At 55.2% G+C, this 17,913-nt stretch carries 13 protein-coding genes; all 13 read left to right on the plus strand.

Translation table 11 applies throughout. The features are described from left to right. The first annotated feature begins 231 nt into the window (after window positions 1-231). The 13 genes from ACCI51_RS15145 (at window position 232) to ACCI51_RS15205 (ending at window position 17,809) form a co-directional block, all read left to right on the plus strand. A complete protein-coding gene (locus tag ACCI51_RS15145) occupies window positions 232-759 on the plus strand; it encodes a cytochrome c-type biogenesis protein (protein WP_371844320.1) in 528 nt (175 codons plus the stop codon). Beyond that, complete coding sequence (gene ccmI / locus ACCI51_RS15150) at window positions 756-1,982, plus strand: c-type cytochrome biogenesis protein CcmI (protein ID WP_371844321.1); 1,227 nt, start codon at window positions 756-758, stop codon at window positions 1,980-1,982. The genes ACCI51_RS15145 and ccmI overlap by 4 nt, the downstream gene beginning before the upstream one ends. Window positions 1,983-2,320: 338 nt before the next feature. Then, entirely contained in the window at window positions 2,321-5,824 is a 3,504-nt protein-coding gene (smc, locus tag ACCI51_RS15155; RefSeq protein ID WP_371844322.1) for a chromosome segregation protein SMC, read from the plus strand. A 23-nt stretch (window positions 5,825-5,847) separates the two neighbouring features. Beyond that, window positions 5,848-6,876 (plus strand): cell division protein ZipA, encoded by a 1,029-nt coding sequence (gene zipA, locus ACCI51_RS15160; protein WP_371844324.1) that lies wholly within the window; start codon window positions 5,848-5,850, stop codon window positions 6,874-6,876. A gap of 129 nt (window positions 6,877-7,005) precedes the next feature. Next, on the plus strand, window positions 7,006-9,057 hold the full coding sequence (ligA, locus tag ACCI51_RS15165) for an NAD-dependent DNA ligase LigA (protein WP_371844325.1): 2,052 nt from the start codon (window positions 7,006-7,008) through the stop codon (window positions 9,055-9,057). Window positions 9,058-9,269: 212 nt separating this feature from the next. After that, complete coding sequence (locus ACCI51_RS15170; protein WP_371844391.1) at window positions 9,270-9,704, plus strand: hypothetical protein; 435 nt, start codon at window positions 9,270-9,272, stop codon at window positions 9,702-9,704. Window positions 9,705-9,992: 288 nt separating this feature from the next. After that, the gene (locus tag ACCI51_RS15175; RefSeq protein WP_299583204.1) at window positions 9,993-10,439 is read left to right on the plus strand and encodes a DUF4399 domain-containing protein; all 447 of its coding nucleotides are present in this window, start codon (window positions 9,993-9,995) and stop codon (window positions 10,437-10,439) included. A gap of 58 nt (window positions 10,440-10,497) precedes the next feature. Next, entirely contained in the window at window positions 10,498-11,886 is a 1,389-nt protein-coding gene (locus ACCI51_RS15180; protein ID WP_371844326.1) for a class II fumarate hydratase, read from the plus strand. Window positions 11,887-12,356: 470 nt separating this feature from the next. Continuing rightward, complete coding sequence (locus ACCI51_RS15185) at window positions 12,357-12,557, plus strand: hypothetical protein (protein WP_371844327.1); 201 nt, start codon at window positions 12,357-12,359, stop codon at window positions 12,555-12,557. Window positions 12,558-12,561: 4 nt separating this feature from the next. Further along, window positions 12,562-13,632 (plus strand): AraC family transcriptional regulator, encoded by a 1,071-nt coding sequence (locus ACCI51_RS15190; protein ID WP_371844328.1) that lies wholly within the window; start codon window positions 12,562-12,564, stop codon window positions 13,630-13,632. Window positions 13,633-13,809: 177 nt separating this feature from the next. Continuing rightward, window positions 13,810-15,603, plus strand: a complete 1,794-nt coding sequence (locus tag ACCI51_RS15195) for an acyl-CoA dehydrogenase C-terminal domain-containing protein (protein WP_371844329.1) — start codon at window positions 13,810-13,812, stop codon at window positions 15,601-15,603. An 83-nt stretch (window positions 15,604-15,686) separates the two neighbouring features. Next, entirely contained in the window at window positions 15,687-16,034 is a 348-nt protein-coding gene (locus tag ACCI51_RS15200; RefSeq protein ID WP_299583217.1) for an SCP2 sterol-binding domain-containing protein, read from the plus strand. A gap of 140 nt (window positions 16,035-16,174) precedes the next feature. Continuing rightward, a complete protein-coding gene (locus tag ACCI51_RS15205) occupies window positions 16,175-17,809 on the plus strand; it encodes an AMP-binding protein (protein ID WP_299583220.1) in 1,635 nt (544 codons plus the stop codon). The last annotated feature ends 104 nt before the right edge of the window (window positions 17,810-17,913 follow it).

Consider the following 17,913-nt stretch of genomic DNA (forward strand, 5'->3'; position numbering starts at 1 on the left):
GAACCTGTGACCTACGGCTTGTAAGGCCGTCGCTCTCCCAACTGAGCTAACCACCCCGTGTCAGGAGCTGCGTATCTTAATGATATTCTTTGCTGCGTCAACGCCTTTTTTGAATTTTTTTTTGTCTTTCAATGAGTTAAGGCATTTACGCAGGTGTAGTTGGGCGTGTCCGGCGGGAGGTGACACTGCTATAATCGCGAAAATTTCCAGGGTATAAGCGTGGAACAAGCCGTGAAAGAAAAGCGTTGGCTGGGGCAATTTCTACTTGCACTTAGTGCGTTGTGCCTGTCTGTGGTCGTGCAGGCCGTAGTGGAGACGGAAAAGCTGTCCTCTCCAGAATTGGAAGCACGCTATCGGGTGCTGATTGAGGAAATGCGTTGTCCAAAATGCCAGAACCAAAACTTGGCTGGCTCGGATGCGTCAATTTCCGCAGACCTGCGCCGGGAGATCCGTCGCCTGCTGGAAGAGGGGTTTACGGACCAAGAAATAGTCGACTACATGGTGGCCCGTTATGGGGACTTTGTACTCTATAGGCCCCCGGTACAGCGCAACACTTTGGCATTGTGGTTGGCCCCCGGCGTTTTTGCCTTGCTGGGTCTGTTGGCCCTTATTGTGATTGTGGTGCGCTCCCGCAGCGGGACCGGCGCCGGGCAGGACGATGCCAGTGGCGAGTTGACGGAAGATGAAAAGCGTCGCCTGAAAAAACTCCTGGGCGATGACGGGGATGATTTGACTGAGCGTGGGAAGAAAAGCAAATGACTGATATTTGGTTTGGTTTGGCGATCCTGCTGTTATTGCTGGCTCTTGTTTTTCTTTTGCCGGGCCTGCGGGCTGCGGGGGCACGCCGTGCGGGTGTAGATAAGCGCGCGGCATTGGCGGAGATTTATCGCGAGCGTTCCCGTGAGTTGCGCGCCGCAATGCAAAGTGGCGCTATCGATGAGCAGCAGTTTAACCAGCTTGAGGCGGAAATGACTCGTGAGCTCCTCAGTGCCGAAACGGAAACCGCTGCTGCGGCTCCATCACGGCGCGGCGCAGGTCTGCTAATAAGCTTGGCTGTTTTGTTCCCAGCGATGGCGGTGGGCGCCTATGTTCTATCCGAGCGCCCTGCAGAGGTGTCTCTGTATCGCGAGATGATGGCCAGTCAGCAGGGGCAGACAGACCCGTCGAGTGAAGAGCGTATCACCCAGCAACTGAAACAGCGTGCTGAGTCTCACCCAGAGGATTTGAGTAGTCGCTTCGTATTGGCACAGAGGCTCCTGGTCAGTGGCGATATAGCCGGTGCCGTGGATGGCTATCGCTTTGTGTTGGAGCGTGAACCCGAGGCGGTGTCGGTCAAAGCCGAGCTGGCCCAGGCCCTGTTCTTTGCGGGTGGTTCCAAAATCACGGACGAGATTCGCACGCTGATCCATCAGGTACTAGAGGCTCAGCCCAACAACGGCACTGCTTTGGGTCTAGCAGGCATCGCCGCTTATGAAGACAAAAATTATCGCCAGGCACGCGATCATTGGCAGGGTGCCCTGGTGCAATTGGCTCCGGGAACGGCCGCGGCCGAGGCTTTGGCGGCGGGGGTGGCCCGTGCAGAAAAGGCCCTGGCAGAGCGCGGTGAACCGGTCGTTGCCGAGACCGCAGTTGAGGTCCAGGAAGGAGCGCAGATTCGCATTGCGGTGAGCTTGAGTGGCAACGTTACCGCGGATCCTTCGACTCCAGTCTTTATTTACGCTCGCAGTGCTGATAGCCCGATGCCTTTGGCGATTGTGCGATTGACTGCGGGACAGCTGCCGGCGGAGGTGGTGCTGGATGAATCACGGGCGATGATGCCGGGTCGTTCAATTTCTACGGTGGACTCTGTGCAGTTGGTTGCGCGTTTGGCTTTGCGCGGTGACGCGCGCCCCGCATCGGGCGACTGGCAGGGCACCATTAAAACTCTGCCCAAGTCGCGCTGGGGTGATCAGCAGTCCATCGTGATTGACCGGGAACTCTAGGCTTTTCGGTAAATACAAACCGCGCCGTTCAGGGCCAATATTCTAAAGGATATAGTGCCCTGAGAACTATTTTACGCGTTGGTGGTCACAGGCGCGCGCGGCAAAAATTGAGGTTTTTCTTTCCCTGCCGCTGGCGATTTCATACAGCTTGAGATGTTGGCATTGGGTACCAGTTGCGGCGGTTGTGCGATCTTGACTTGACCATCGGCCATTCCGGCCGATAATCCGCCTGCAACGATACTGTGAAGAATCGCGCTGAAAGCCCTGGTGGCGCCATGTACAATTGAGCGTTTGGTGATCGGGCCGGCAAAGATAAAAAATACCGAGTTTAAGAATACATGCGTCTGAAGTGCATCAAGCTTGCGGGTTTCAAGTCCTTTGTTGACCCCACCACTGTTTATTTCCCGACAAACCTCAACTCGGTGGTTGGTCCCAACGGGTGCGGCAAATCCAATACGATTGATGCCGTGCGCTGGGTGATGGGGGAGTCGTCGGCAAAAAACCTGCGCGGCGATTCGATGACCGATGTGATATTTAATGGCTCCAGCGGGCGCAAACCCGTTGGCCAGGCCTCTATTGAATTGGTATTCGATAATTCTGCCGGAAAATTAACAGGCGCTTATGCCGCTTTCACCGAAGTCTCTGTGAAGCGCAAAGTGACCCGCGAAGGGCAGAACAATTACTACCTTAATGGAGAGAAGTGCCGGCGCCGCGATGTGACCGACCTGTTCCTTGGAACTGGCCTCGGACCGCGCAGCTACGCGATTATCGAACAGGGCATGATCTCAAAGTTGATTGAGGCCAAGCCAGAAGAACTCAGGGTTTTTATCGAAGAAGCCGCCGGTATTTCCAAATACAAGGAGCGTCGTCGCGATACAGAAAATCGCATGCGTCGGACTTCGGAAAACCTGGAGCGACTCACCGATATTCGCGATGAGCTGGAGAGACAATTGTCGCGTTTGGAGCGTCAATCTGCCGCAGCCGAGAAATACAGTCGGTTTAAAGGAGAAGAGCGCAGTCACAAAGCAAATCTGCAGGCGCTGAAATACCGCGAACTCAATGAAAAATCCTCCGCCAAGCAGCAACAGATCGGCGAGCTGGAGCTGACCGTGGAGGAGCTGGTAACCCGGCAGGTGAACTGTGATACGGGCATTGAGCAAAAACGCGTTGGCTATCACGAGTTATCCGACAGTTTTAATGAGGTACAGGGGCGCTTCTATGCTGTGGGCGCGGATATTGCCCGCCTCGAACAGAGCATTGCTCACGCTCGCGAGCGCTCGACCCGCCTGCAATCAGACCTGGGACAGACGGAACAGGAATTCCGCGAGGCGGAAACCAACCTGGAGGTGGATCGCGAGAAAGCCGCCCAGTTTGAGGAAGAGCTGGAAATTATCGTGCCGGATCTTGAGATGGTGCTCGCTGCGGAGGAAGACTCCGCCAGTGGTCTGCTCGAAGCCGAGGAGCAGATGCGCAACTGGCAAAACGAGTGGGATCAGTTTAACCAGGGGGCCTCCCGCTCGCGCCAAATGGCGGAGGTACAGCAGTCGCGTATCCAGCACCTGGAAACCTCTGGGCAGAGACTGCTAGAACGAATTAACAAGCTTGTCGCAGAGCAATCTGGCCTGCAGGTCTCCGAAGATGATGAGGAAACCCTGCAATTAAATGAGCAACTCGCCGAACTGGAAATGCAGGTGCAGGAGCGCCGCGAAGAAACTGCTGAGCGCGGTGAATCTCTGCAAGAACGGCGCAGTCGAGAGCGGGAACTGGCTAGCGAGCTGGACCAGCTGCGCCTTCAGTTACAAACCAGCCGGGGCCGCCAGGCATCCCTTGAGGCACTGCAGCAGGCCGCGTTGGGGCAGGGCAAAGCCGTAGAGAATTGGCTGCAGCAACAGTCGCTGGCCGATAGGCCCCGACTCGCCGACCAGATCCAGGCGGAAGCCGGCTGGGAGACTGCCGTGGAAACGGTACTGGGCCAGCAGTTGCAGGCGGTTTGTATCGAGCAGTTGGAAAATTTGGCCGAGGGTTTGGATCAACTGCAAAGTGGTCAGGCGATCTTTATCGATGGCAGTGCCGTAAACCCCACGGCTGTCGGACAGCTGCCATCTTTGACCCGTGTGGTGCAGGGGCCGGCATCTCTCACCGGCCTGCTCGCCGGCATTTACACAACGGAAACTCTCAATGAGGCTCTGACACAGCGCAGTGCTCTGCAGTCCCATGAGTCCATAGTGACTCGTGACGGACTCTGGCTCGGCCCCAACTGGCTGCGGGTGAGTCGCGCCAGCGACGCGGAGTCCGGCGTCTTGGCTCGCAAGCAGGAGCTGGAAATCCTGGACAGAGAGATCTCCCTGTGTGAAGAACAGATAGAGCAGAGTACCGAGCAGCGTGAGACACTGCGCAATCAGGTCACTGACCTGGAGCGCGCGATTGAGCAGGCGCGCAATGATTCCGAACAACTCGCTCGCCGCGAAGCTGAAATGCGCAGCCAACTCTCTGCCCGCCGCGCTCGCGCCGAGCAGATGAGTGAGCGTCGCCATCGGATTGAGCAGGAAATTGCCGAGGTGCGCGAGCAGCAGGAACTTGAAGGCGAGTCTCTTTCGGAGGCGCGCCTGATGCTACAAGAAGCTGTTGAAGCCATGAGCGATGATACCGATCGCCGTGAAACGCTTATGGCGCGGCGCGAAGAATTGCGCGAGGCCCTGGATGCCGCGCGGCTGCGTGCCCGCGAAGACAAGGATCGCGCCCACGAACTGGCTATGCGCGAGCAGTCGGTGCGCACTCAAATGGTTTCCCTGGAGCGCACCCTACAGGTGATGAGTGAGCAGCTCGAGCGCCTGCGCACCCGCCGTACACAGCTGCAGGAGCAGATGGCCGAAACCCAGGATCCCTCCCAGGATTTCCAGATGGAGCTGGAGGAAAAACTGGGTGAGCGTATCGAGGTGGAAACAGAGCTGGTCGAGGCGCGTAAAAAACTTGAAGAGGTGGAAACCGGCCTGCGTGAGCAGGAGCAGGAGCGACACAAAGTGGAGGCGGCCCTGCAGGGGGTGCGTGTCCAGTTGGAGCAGGAGCGCCTCTCCGCACAGACGCTCGATGTGCAGCGCAACGGTCTGGTGGAGCAGCTGCGCGAGAGTGACCACGATGTGGACCAACTACTCGAGCAACTTCCGCAGGATCTGAGCATCGCCCAGGTACAGGAAGATCTGGAGCTGGTCGCCGCACGTATCTCTCGCCTGGGGCCGATCAACCTCGCGGCCATTGATGAATACAAACAGGAGTCTGAGCGCAAAAACTACTTAGACCGCCAGCATGGCGATCTGATGGAGGCGCTGGAGACTCTGGAAAATGCAATTAAGAAAATCGACAAAGAGACGAGAAGCCGCTTTAAAGAGACCTTCGATCAGGTCAATGCGGGTTTGCAGGAGCTCTTCCCGAAAGTCTTCGGGGGCGGTAATGCCTACTTGGAGCTAACGGGTGAAGACCTGCTCGATACTGGTATCGCGATCATGGCGCGCCCGCCGGGCAAGCGCAATAGCACGATTCACCTGCTTTCCGGTGGGGAAAAAGCGCTGACCGCGATTGCCCTGGTATTTTCGATTTTCCGCTTGAATCCAGCACCTTTCTGTATGCTGGACGAGGTGGATGCTCCTCTCGATGACGCTAACGTAGGTCGCTACGCACGAATGGTTAAAGAAATGTCAGAACATGTTCAGTTCATCTATATTACTCACAACAAGATTGCAATGGAGATGGCGGATCAGCTGTTGGGTGTAACCATGCATGAGCCGGGTGTATCTCGCCTGGTGTCGGTCAATGTGGAAGAAGCTGCAGAGCTGGCTTCTGCATAAGGCGTAAAAGGAGGGGCGCTTAAATGGATAACTGGCTGGTTACAATCCTCGTTGTGGTGCTGCTTGTGGTGGTGCTCGATGGCATACGCCGCGCAATCTTGCGGCAGAAAGCTGCAGTGAAGGTATCCCGGAATCTATCCAAGGCTATGCAATCCGATATCGGGGCCGATGCGGACCCCCTTATCCGGGAGCCGAAGCACTCGCCCGAGGTGAGTGAGAGTAGCGACGATTTTGAAGAGGAGCCCAAACCACGGGCGGCAACCAGTGAGTTGCCGGGGCAGGTGCGGGTTGTGCAGCGGCGTGCCCTGGAGGATGCGCTGCATGTGAATCGCCAGGTACAGGAGAGTTTTATTTCCTCGCGCAAACCTCTGGCCGGAAGTGCGCCGCAGCGCAGTGCACAGGAACAGGGGATGCTGGATCTGGATGAGCAGGTGCCCACCCTGATGGATTCTGTAGGCGAGGAGTCTCGCTTTGAGCCCGAGCTGAATGAGTCCCAAAGCCTCGATGTGTTCGGAGCGGAGCACGCTGTACAGAGTGAGGAGCCTGAGTACTTTCGCGAGTCCGCTGCACAGGTATCCCCTGGCGCAGGCCCCTCAGCAGAAAAAATGCCGGTGCGCGATGAGGTGCTGGTGATAAATGTTATGGCCCCCGAGGGAGATTTTTTCGAAGGCAATGACCTTCTTCGGGTGATGGTGGCCTCGGGCATGCGCTTTGGTGAGATGAATATCTTCCACTATCACGAGGGTGGCGGTGCCGATGGTGCGGTAATTTTCAGTCTGGCGAACATTGTTGTGCCGGGGGTTTTCGATCTCGCACAAATGGAGGAGTTTGCCACTCCGGGGGTCAGTCTATTCCTGGCGCTGCCAGTTGAGGGTGAGGCGATACAAGCTTTCGATCAGTTGCTCTCCACCGCTTACAAAATTTCCGAACTGCTCGGTGGTGAGCTAAAGGATGAAAATCGTAGTGTTTTTACGGCACAGACTGCCGAGCATTACCGTCAGCGCGTGGTGGAATACCAGCGCCGCCGTGCCCTGAGCCAGGCGCAAAGCTGACAGTCCTGATATTTGCAGCAACGTAATAGCGGCCCCAGGCCGCGGTTGAGCCCAAGGGGGCTTTCCGCGAGCTGGGGCCGCTGTTGCATCTGAACTCTATTTTTTGATTTATTTTCACTTGAACAATCGATGACCAATCAAGTTATTCCCGAATCGGTACGCGAACGGGTGCAGGCGTTGCACGAGCTGCTTCTCCGCGCTAATTATCAATATTATGTACTGGATAACCCCGAGTTACCGGATGCGGAATACGACCGTCGTCTGAGGGAGTTACAGGATATCGAGCGGCAGTATCCCGAGCTGCTGAGCCCGGACTCCCCCAGTCAGCGGGTTGGTGCCGAGCCGCTGTCCTCTTTTGCCGAGGTGCGTCACGAGGTGCCTATGTTGTCCCTAGACAACGCCTTCAGCGATGAGGAACTGCTCGAGTTTGATCGCCGTGTTGGCGAGCGCCTGAATAGCCGAGAGCCGATTCAATATGCCTGTGAGCCGAAGCTGGATGGCATTGCGATCAGTCTGCTTTACCGCGATGGTATTCTCGAGCGTGCGGCCACGCGCGGCGATGGCGCCACGGGTGAGGACATTACTCAAAATGTGCGCACTATCGGTTCGGTGCCTTTGCGATTGCGCCGGGATAAGAGCATTCCCAAGCCCCCGGCAGTGCTGGAAGTGCGTGGCGAAATCTATATGCCCAAGGCGGGCTTTGCCGAATTGAATCGCAAAGCGGCTGCAGCCGGCGAAAAGATATTTGTCAACCCGCGCAATGCGGCCGCGGGCAGTTTACGTCAGCTGGACTCCCGCATCACTGCGCAGCGCCCTTTGGAACTCTGTGTTTACGGAACCGGTCTGGTGGAGGGGGCTTCCCTGCCGGCAGAACATGTGGCAATACTCGAGTTGCTGGGGCAGTGGGGGTTTCGCATCAATAGCGAAATGCATGTGGCGGCGGATATTCAGGCCTGTATTGAGTATCACCGCGCGCTCGGAGAGAAGCGCGCGGCGTTGCCCTACGATATTGATGGCATTGTTTTTAAGGTCAACAGTATTGCCCTGCAGCGCCGCCTGGGCTTTGTTGCCAGGGCACCGCGCTGGGCCATGGCTTACAAGTTTCCCGCCCAGGAGGAAATGACACAGCTTGAAGATGTGGAGTTTCAGGTGGGGCGCACCGGTGCGGTGACTCCGGTAGCCCGGCTCAAGCCGGTATTTGTCGGCGGCGTGACTGTCTCCAATGCAACCTTGCACAACCGCGATGAAATTGAGCGCCTAGGTGTGATGATTGGCGATACCGTGATTATTCGTCGCGCGGGCGATGTGATTCCCCAGGTTGTCTCCGTAGTGGAGAGTAAGCGTCCACAAAATGCCCGTGCAATTGAGTTCCCCACCCATTGCCCGGTGTGTGATTCGCCGGTGGAATCAACTCCCGGAGAGGCTGTGGCCCGCTGTAGCGGCGGTTTGATCTGCAGTGCCCAGCGCAAGCAGGCGATCAAACATTTCGCTTCACGCAAGGCCATGGATATTGATGGCCTGGGGGATAAACTGGTGGAGCAGCTGGTAGATGAGGGCCTGTTGCACTCAGTTTCCGGTCTTTACCATCTCAATTTTGAGGCGTTGGTGGGGTTGGAGCGTATGGGGCAAAAATCCGCGCAAAACCTGCTCGATGCTCTAGAGCACAGTAAAGATACGACCTTGCCAAAGTTCCTCTATGCGCTTGGTATTCGCGAGGTGGGAGAGGCCACGGCGCGCAACCTGGCGCGCTATTTTGGAAAGTTGGAATCTCTTGCGGGGGCCACGGAGGAAGCACTGCAAGACGTGGAAGATGTGGGCCCGGTCGTGGCGCACTTTGTCGCAGAGTTTTTCCAACAATCCCACGCTCAAGAGGAGATTGAGGCCCTGCGTCAGGCGGGCGTGCACTGGCTGGCGGAGGAAAGTGCCGGTGAAGAGCAGCCTCTGTCGGGCCAGACCTGGGTACTCACCGGTAAGCTCGAGACCCTATCCCGCAGCGAGGCCAAGGATTATTTACAGCAACTTGGCGCTAAGGTGGCGGGCAGTGTCTCGGCAAAAACCCACCATGTTGTGGCGGGCCCTGGAGCTGGTTCGAAATTAAATAAGGCGCGGGAGTTGGAAATTCCGGTGATGGATGAAGAGGGTCTGATGGAAATGTTGCGCGAGCGGGGTTTCGAAATTTAATCTCAGGTCCGCGGGCACTGTGAGGTGGTGCCCGTTTTAGCCGTTAAACCCCGCAATAAAATTATGGGTAAAGCGCTGAATTTCCATGCAATGTCGGTGATCGCCCGTGGAGTTATGGCTTTCTGTCTGCTTCGCCGTTAAAGTGCATCTCCTAGATCTTTTTTGCCCTGGGTACCTGATGTCCGGCGGCGCTGCGGTAAGGAATGGAATTAATGCTTCAGGGCGATCAGGAATCCATAGTCTACGGTTGTATCAAAGACAGCAACAGCCTCGCCGGAGGCAGTGAACGCCGTCGAATAAACCGCAATGCGGTGCTCGCCCTGCCCAGTGCCGACGAGTGGCCTTTTCTCTGTCGCGACATGTTTTCCATTCCGACCATCAAGATGAAACAGTCCCAGTACCAAACCGATGTTATTCATTTTGGCGCATCCTATCGGGCGGTAGAGTACGAATGGGATCTGTGGATTCAGAAATTTGAGGAGTTGCTGAAAAGCATGTACTGGGTCTCCGCCACGGTACACTTAGAGACCGAGCTTTCCGGTTTGCACTCCTTCAGCTGGGAAGCAGCCGGCCTCTATCACGAACCGGGTAGCGGCGATATGCAGGTGCGCTGTGAGTGGACCCAGGAGGGCCGGGTGAGTGTCTGACGGCACGGTCTCCCGCCCATAAAGTACCTAAATATCCCCACAGCTTTTCCATCCCCCCCATCCACCTCCCTTACTCGTTGCTGCCCGTTGGTATTTCTGGAGGCGTCAGTCACAGATTTCAGGGCTGAACTACCATTCGGCAACTATATTCCCTGGAAACCCCTTTCAGTGGGAACTTGGTCTGGTAAAGTGCTGTTTGCCTCCCCGCCACAGAATGTGGGGTTGGTTGGCTGTTCAGCCAGATGATAAGAATTGGCACCGCGGGTGCCCTATCAGGAAGGAATGATTATGATCAAAGTAAACTCACTACTTTTCGCCAGCGCCCTGATGCTGTCTCCGCTGCTGCACGCTGCAGAGCACGATAGTAAGGCTGACGCTGTAAATAAGGCCCAGCAGGAAACCAAGCTGTACATTATTTCCCCAAAAGATGGTGAAAAGGTGCCGCAGACCTTTACCGTGAAGTTTGGCCTGTCTGGCATGGGGATAGCTCCTGCGGGCGTAGAACGCGAGAATACCGGGCATCATCACTTGTTGATTGATGTGGACAAAATGCCGGACCTGAGTAAACCCCTGCCTGCGACTAAAAATATTATTCACTTCGGTGGTGGTCAGACCCAAACTCAAGTGACTTTGCCGCCCGGTAAGCATACGTTGCAATTGGTGCTCGGCAACTATATGCATGTGCCGCACGAAAATCCGATAGTGTCGAAAAAAATCACCGTTGAAGTCGAATAGTTTCCGACACATTCCACACTTCTAAATGGTGCACAGGGGTGCACCCTGAGAGACACAAATGGGCGACAAATTCCGCATTGAAAAGGACAGTCTCGGCGAAATCCAGGTGCCACAAAAGGCGCTTTACGGACCCCAGACCCAGCGTGCCGTAGAGAATTTCCCGGTCAGTGGCAATCGCCTGCCAACTGAATTTCTTCGGGCCATAGTGCTGATTAAAAAGTCGGCGGCGGAGGCCAATAGGGATCTGGAATTACTGGATAAGGCGCGCGCTACGGCGATTATCAGTGCCTGCGACCGTCTCGGCGATGAGGAGTTTGCGCACCATTTTCCGGTGGATATCTACCAGACCGGTTCCGGCACCAGCACCAATATGAACGTGAATGAGGTGCTTGCGCACCTCGCGGCAGAGGGCAATGGTCTATCCATTAGCCCCAATGATCATGTCAATATGAGCCAGAGCAGTAATGATGTGATCCCTACTGCGATCCATGTGGCCTCGCTACTTGCTGTGCGCGATCAGTTGTTGCCGGCACTGCGCCATTTGCATACTGGCCTGTGCGAAAAAGGTGTGGAGCTGGAGAGCGTTGTCAAAACCGGTCGCACCCATCTGATGGATGCGGTCCCCATGACCATGGCGCAGGAGTTGGGCGGTTGGGCGGCACAGATAGAGAGCTGTCGTGAGCGCATTCGCGGCTGTATGCCTCGCCTGGCCCAGTTAGCTCAGGGGGGCACGGCGGTGGGGACAGGCCTCAACGCCCACGAGAATTTTGCAGAACTGTTTGCTCAGAAGTTGAGCGCACATACCTCCCAACAGTTTCGGCCTGCGGATAATTTCTTTGAAGCGCTCTCCAGTCAGGACACTTCTGTGGAGCTTTCCGGGCAGCTAAAGGTTTTGGCCGTGGCGACCATGAAGATTGCCAACGATCTGCGCTGGATGAACAGCGGCCCTCTGGCCGGGCTGAAGGAAATTGAGCTCAAGGCTCTGCAGCCGGGGAGTAGTATTATGCCGGGCAAGGTCAACCCGGTCATCGCGGAGTCCGCTGCGATGGTGGCGGCTAGGGTGATGGGAAATGACACGACAATCACCGTGGCCGGACAGAGTGGCAACTTTCAGCTAAACGTGATGCTACCGCTGGTGGCCAGCACACTGCTCGAGAGTATTCACCTTCTCGCCAATGCCGCGCAATTGCTGGCGGACAAGGCAATTGCGAGTTTCACGGTGAACCGTGCCCACATTGAGGAGACCCTGGGGCGGAACCCGATTCTTGTCACGGCCCTGAATCCAGTAATTGGTTATCTCAAGGCTGCTGAAATTGCCAAAGCCGCCTACAAAAGTGGCAGGCCAGTACTGGATGTGGCGCTTGAAATGACGGATCTCGACCGCAAAGCACTGCAGGAACTGCTGGACCCGGCACAGCTATCCAAGGGGGGAATTGTGGGCGAATAGCCTAAATTCAGGCAAAGATCGCAACGCCCAGCATGATCAGGGTAATTATTGCTGTCATGAACATCATCCCGCGGAATAGGCGCAGCAGGGTGGCCTGATCCTCAGGTTCCAGCATTCTTCTGGGCATTCACGCCTCCTGCGGCGTTGACAGATACCTGCCGATCCCTCACGATTCGACGCCGCGTCGGTACCTAGGGAACTTCTGAGTAATCCCGTAATGTCTCTGCGGGGCTTGAAACTGCAGGCTTCAGGCGCAGCTCAAGCGAATGGCTCTGGTCCTTTGCGGCTGTTGCGGCGCAGAGGATGTGGTTCTAAAAGACCCACCGGGTGAGGCTTTTAGAGCGGCTCACCCTCTGAAAGCCAGGGCTCTTGCGGAATTACTCAGAGGTTTTTTAGTGCCGACCATACAATGGTAGTGCTACACAAAGTGGCTATCTCACCTGTTTTGAAATCAATGTATCCAGATCACCATGGCCAATAAAAGTCGCCGCTCCTTTATTACCAGTGTGCTCGCCTGTGTCGCATTTATTGCGGCGGCGATCTTTAGCTGGGACCTGCCTGTCAAGGATGTCCTTTATTACCTAGCCCTTTTGCTGGTAGCGCTGTTTGTCATTATTGCAGCTGCGATGGGGTTTGGGGCTGTGTTGAGCTGGTTGCGCAGGCGAAAGTAGACAGATGGCGTCAACAACAGAGGATATTCGCATACCGATTGCCTACCTGGAGCGACTGCTACAGGAAGCGACACGTCACGGCTGTGACCGCAAGGAATTACTTGAGTCGGTCGGCATCGATGAGCGAGAGTTGGATGGGGTCGCCGCATTCTCGGCGATTAGGTACGGTCGTCTGTATCAGCGGGTCATGTGGCTGGCGCAGAACGAGTGGTTTGGCATGCTCAGCGGAGGGCGTGTTCGTTCGGGCTCTTTCCGGCTACTCTGCATGGCGGTGGTCAATTGCGCGACACTTCGCCAGGCGATTACTCTCTGTGCCGAGTTCATGGAAATCTGTCGCGGCTTTAAGGTGAAGCCGGAGCTCGAGGATGGAGATCGTGGTCGGGTGCGGGTGGAGATTCGTGGAATCAGTTCCCTGGACGAGGGGGAATTTGAAAGGTTGCTGGCCTCAACCAGCCCCAGTGTTGTGCGCACCACGTTGGCGGTTTGGCACCGTTTTTACTGCTGGCTGGCGGGGCGCGAGATTCCCCTGGCTCGGTTGCACTTTTCCTTTGCCTGCCCGGAAGAGTTTCGCAGTTTGGCTCAGAGCGAAGCCGGTGAACTGTCATTCGAGCAGCCTTTTAATGCTCTCGAATACGATGCGCGCTATCTCGATTATCCGGTGGTACAGAGCCCCCAGATGGTCGAGGACTTTATCCGTACTGCGCCCTATCACCTGGTGATCAGTGACGGTAGTGCAAACAGCATCAAGACCAAGGTCAAGACGATTTTGAATCGGGACGTCAGTGAGTCCATGCCCGCTGCCGAAGCCGTGGCGGAGCGTCTCAATATGTCGGTGACAACCCTGCGTCGCCGCCTACAGCAGGAAGGCACCTCCTATCAAAAGTTGAAAGATGAATGCCGCATGGAGGCCGCGTTCCACTATCTGAGCTGTCCGGATCTCTCCAATGGGCAGATTGCCGAGATGCTCGGGTTCGACGAGTCCAGCGCTTTTTTCCGCGCATTCAAGAAGTGGACGGGGATCACGCCAGGCGAATACCGCCGGGGTGGCCGCGCCGCTGCCGGTCTGGATATTTGACTAGGTTGGTCACATTTTTTTGAATTCCCGCCTCGATTTGTCACCGCTTTGGACGGATTTCGCCATAGAGGGTGCGACAGCCTTACTACTATGATGAACCAATCTTAGTAATTAGTCACAAATATGACTGGCTGGTTTCTGGCTGGTCCTAAACATAACCGAATTGAGGGTATCAGGATGACCGATATCAAAGTGCCACTGCGTGATATGCGTTTCGTTATGCGCGAAATGCTCGACACAGATAAGCATTACGAATCACTGGGATTTGAGGAGGCAACTCCTGATGTCGTGGATGCCATCCTGGAAGAGGGTGCCAAGTTTTGTGAAAACGTATTGGCTCCGCTGAATCAGATTGGCGATCAACAGGGTTGTACCTGGAAAGATGGTGAGGTCACCACTCCCGAAGGTTTTAAAGAAGCCTACCAGCAGTTTGTAGAAGCCGGTTGGCCGGCACTGCCTCACGACCCTGAGTACGGCGGCCAGGGCTTACCAGCCTCACTGGGTACCATCATGAGCGAGATGGTGGGCATCGCTAACTGGTCCTGGGGTATGTACCCGGGCCTATCCCACGGCGCTATGAACACCCTGGAAGAGCACGGTACAGAAGAACAGAAAAGCGTTTACCTGACCAAGCTGGTAGAGGGTAGCTGGACTGGCACCATGTGTCTGACCGAGCCGCACTGTGGCACTGACTTGGGTATCCTGCGTACTAAAGCTGAGCCTAATGCAGACGGCTCCTATGCGGTTACCGGCACCAAGATCTTTATCTCCGCTGGTGAGCACGATATGACGGATAACATCGTGCACATCGTACTCGCGCGCCTGCCGGACGCACCCGCAGGCACCAAGGGTATCTCTCTGTTTATCGTGCCCAAGTTTGTCCCTAATGCCGATGGCTCCCTGGGCGAGCGCAACGGTGTAGTTTGTGGCTCTCTGGAGCACAAAATGGGTATTCACGGTAACGCCACAGCAGTACTCAACTTTGACGGCGCCAAAGGCTTCCTAATCGGTGAGCCCAACAAAGGTCTGAACTACATGTTCACCTTTATGAATACCGCGCGCCTGGGTACCGCTCTGCAGGGGGTGGCCCACTCTGAAATTGGTTTCCAGAAGTCTCTGGCCTACACCAAAGATCGCCTGCAAATGCGCTCTTTATCCGGCACCAAAAATCCGGAAGGCCCCGCTGACCCAATCATCGTTCACCCCGATGTACGCCGCATGCTGATGACCCAAAAGGCCATCGCGGAAGGTAGCCGCATGCTGGTTTTCACTTGTGCGCAGCTGGTGGACATCACCCATAAGGGCGATGAAGAGGCCAAGAAAGAAGCGGAAGATACGCTGGCATTCCTCACTCCGATTGCCAAGGCATTTATTACCGAAGCCGGTCTTGAATCTGCCAACCTGGGTCTGCAGTGCTTTGGTGGCCACGGCTACATCGCCGAGTGGGGCATGGAACAAAATGTGCGTGATGCGCGTATTTCCACCATCTATGAAGGCACCACTGGTATCCAGGCTCTAGACCTGCTGGGGCGTAAGGTACTGATGAGCCAAGGTGAACTGCTGCGTCGCTTCACCAAGAAAGTACACAAATTCTGCCAGGCCGAAATCGATAACGAAGCGCTGGCGCCTTTCGTTAGCAAACTGCAGGAGCTGAACAAGCAGTGGGGTGACCTCACTCTGCACGTGGGTGGCAAGGCAATGGAAAATCCAGATGAAGTCGGCGCGGCTTCTGTGGACTACCTGATGTTCTCCGGCTACACCGTGCTGGGTTACCTGTGGGCGCGCGCTGCTAAAGTCGCCAACGAAAAACTGGCCGAAGGCACTGCCGAAGAAGATTTCTATCAGGCCAAACTGAAGACTGCCCGTTTCTACTTTGAGCGCATCCTTCCGCGTACTGCAACCCATGCTGCGACCATGCAGAGTGGTGCGGCCAACCTAATGGATCTGGACGCTGATCACTTCGCGTTCTAACTCCAATCCCACTAAAAAACCGCCGGTTATCACCGGCGGTTTTTTTTACCGGCGCCGAAGTGGCCAATGACGGAGAGATTCCGATGCAATTGCCGGATTCAGTTCAGGAGCGCCTGCAGCGCATAGCTTGTTTGCACCCACTCGCTCGGGTACAGTTTCGCCTGCCGGATGCCTGTGACTTTTATGTTTACGTAAAGGGAGCTCCGAATACCCTCGAAGTGGTTTCTGAGTTCGGGCAAACGGAAGAACCGGCACTAATATTGGTAATGGCCAATCACACGTTGAGCGCGATTCTAGAGGGTCATTTAAACGCTCGGCACGCTTTTTTGTTGGGAGATGTCCAATACTCTGGAGATAGAGAGTTGGCCGCTGCATTGGCAGGTTTATTCCCTGCGCAGAGTAAAGAGGGAGATTTGTTTGGAGAGGCATAAATAAGCCTCTTTTTTATTGTCTCGCAACATACTACAAACAATAAATAAATTCTCGCTGGCTCCGAAAAATGGCAGGTTTCGTCTATAAAGACGGGAGGTGCGGGCAAGCGATAACAACAATCAGGAATGGGAGAAGAGAGTTGGATATTGATCGCAGCATTCTCGAAATATTTAAAGGCGCTTGCGCCAAGTTTGGTGACCGACCGGCTTTCACCTGCCTGGGGCGCACTCTAACGGTCGGTGATATCGACACCCTGAGTGCAAAGTTTGCATCATATCTGCAAAATCACACCAATTTGAAGCCCGGCGATCGCGTTGCTATTCAGCTGCCTAATGTACTGCAGTACCCTGTAGTTGTATTTGGCGCTATGCGGGCTGGACTTGTGGTGGTAAATACCAACCCGTTGTATACACAGCGTGAATTAAAGCACCAGTTGAATGATTCCGGGGCCAAGGCGTTGATCGTCTTGGCGAATATCGCCGACACCGCTGCCTCAATCGTTGCAGAGACCAGCGTCGAGAAAGTGATCGTTACCGAGATTGCGGATCTGCACAGCCCATTCAAGCGGGTTCTTATCAATAGCGTCGCAAAATACATCAAGAAAATGGTGCCGGAGTTCTCCTTTGCCCAACAGGTGAGTTTTCGTGAAGTTCTCGCTCTTGGCGCACAGCAGCCCCTCAAAGATGTTGAACGAGCTTCCGAAGATATTGCCGTACTGCAATACACTGGCGGCACGACCGGCGTAGCCAAGGGCGCGATGCTGACTAATCGCAATCTGGTTGCGAATATGCAGCAGGTTCTCGAAGCGTTTGGCAGCGGTATGAAAGAGGGTGAGGAGTTTTATATTGCCCCGCTGCCGCTCTATCATATTTATGCTTTCACCATTCACTGTATGTGTCTGTTCTCCACCGGAAACCACTCGCTGTTGATCCCCAACCCGCGGGATATTCCGGGTTTTGTTAAGGCCCTCAAGGGACAGCGTTTTACCGGGTTTGTTGGTCTGAACACCCTGTTTAATGGCTTGATGCTCAACAAAGATTTCGGCGAGCTGGATTTTAGCAAGCTGCACTCAACCGCATCTGGCGGCATGGCGCTAACACGGGATACCGCCAAGCGCTGGGAAGAACTGACCGGTTGTGTGGTTATGGAAGGTTACGGTATGACCGAGACCTCTCCGGTTGTATCTTTCAACCCTGCCGATGGCGTACAGCTGGGTACCGTGGGTATTCCTGTTCCCGGCACTGAAGTCAAAGTCGTGGATGAGAACGGCAATGATCTGCCGAATAATTCTCCCGGCGAGCTGTGTGTACGAGGCCCTCAAGTAATGAAGGGTTATTGGCAGCGCCCTGAAGCCACTGCGGACACCCTCGATAGTGATGGCTGGTTGAATACTGGCGATATGGCGGTGATTCAGGATGATGGTTACATCAAAATTGTGGATCGCAAGAAGGACATGATTATCGTGTCGGGCTTCAATGTTTATCCCAATGAGATTGAGGACATTGTCAGCGCCCATCCAAAAGTGACAGAGGCTGCGGCGATTGGTATCCCCGATGACAAGAGCGGTGAGCAGGTTAAACTTTTTGTCATTAAGGCCGACCCCTCTTTGACTGAGAAAGAAGTCATTGCCTTCTGTCGTGAAAATATGACCGCTTACAAGGTGCCGAGACAGGTGGAATTCCGGGAGGACCTGCCGAAGACCAATGTTGGCAAAATTCTGCGTCGTGAACTGCGCAATGAAGAGCTGAAGAAGAAGGACGCGATCGGCGCCTGATCAACGGTTAACCCGACCAGCAAATAAGTTGGTTGTGTAACTTGGCACAGGGATGTGCTGCAGTTGGTCAATGCTCTGCACACTAAAATCTATCTTGGTGCCAC

The organism is Microbulbifer echini, assembly GCF_041447225.1.
Lineage (GTDB): Bacteria > Pseudomonadota > Gammaproteobacteria > Pseudomonadales > Cellvibrionaceae > Microbulbifer > Microbulbifer echini.